The 1,009-nt window shown below is 77.1% G+C and carries 2 pseudogenes; one reads left to right on the top strand and one right to left on the bottom strand.

From position 1 onward, the window contains the following. Positions 1-679: pseudogene (locus tag ND748_RS32680) on the top strand (DUF3376 domain-containing protein); the annotation flags it as partial. A gap of 31 nt (positions 680-710) precedes the next feature. Here ND748_RS32680 and ND748_RS32685 read toward each other — a convergent pair. Continuing rightward, positions 711-1,009: pseudogene (locus tag ND748_RS32685) on the bottom strand (hypothetical protein); the annotation flags it as partial.

Raw genomic sequence — 1,009 nt, forward strand, 5'->3', positions numbered from 1 at the left:
GCCATCAGCCCCGCCCCGCCCGCCACGCCCGCCGGGCCTCAGCGGGGTGCCGGTGGCTCCGGGAATGCTCGCGCCGCGAGCCGTGGACGACGTGCTGCGAGCCTGCCGGGTCTCGGCGGAACGCCTCACCGACCGGGCGCAGGGTCCGATCCTCGTCACCGGCCTGGTCCAGATCGTCGCCGTGGTCGCCGCCTGGATCGCCACGACGCGGATCCTGCCGCGGCCCCTGCGACCGGCCGCGTTCGTGGTGCGCACGGCGGCGCGGCTGGCCTACGAGCTGGTCCGGGACGTGTCCCACGGCCGGCGGCGAGTGGTGATCGGACTGGGCGCGGCGCTGGTGGTTCTGGGGGTCGCCGGTGGTCTGGTCAGTTCGGGCGTGGTCGGGGGACTCGGCATCCTCGTCGCCCTGCTCGGCCTGCTGATGATCGGGCTGACGAGCTGGCGACGGGTGCCCGGCGGGCTGGCCGTGCTCGCCGCCGGACTGATCGTGGTGATCGCGGCGGCAGGAGTCTTCCCGGTGCTGCACGGCCGGCTGTTCGACTGGCTGGCGAACGACGCGGTGCCCTACCTGGCCGACCATCCCTGGGCGTGGGCGACCGTGTTCGGCGCTCTCGTGCTGCCCGGCGCCTGGTCTCTCGCGGAGGCCCTGACCACCCGCCGGGCCCGCCGCCGGGGCTGAGCGCCGGCCGGTCGACCCCTGCACGGGTCGCTCAGGAGACGTCCGACCAGCTGAGCAGGCCGTTCGGATCCCGCAGGCAGGACACCGGCCGCCCGGCGGAGTCCCGCAGCACCCGGCCGACGTCCGTCGGCTGGCACGACCCGCCCTCTTCCGGCGGCGACTGGGCGGAGGACGTCGGCGGCTCGGTGGACCACCGGCCGTGGGGGGGGGGGCCGCCCCCGCCCCCGGGGGGCCCCCCCCCCCCCCCCCCCCCCCGACGCTCCAGGAGGCCATCGGCAGCGGGAGCCGGCCCCACGACTACCCAGGTACGCCAGGCCGGCTCCCGTACGT

The sequence above is a fragment of the Frankia sp. AiPs1 genome, from assembly GCF_023716945.1.
GTDB lineage: Bacteria > Actinomycetota > Actinomycetes > Frankiales > Frankiaceae > Frankia.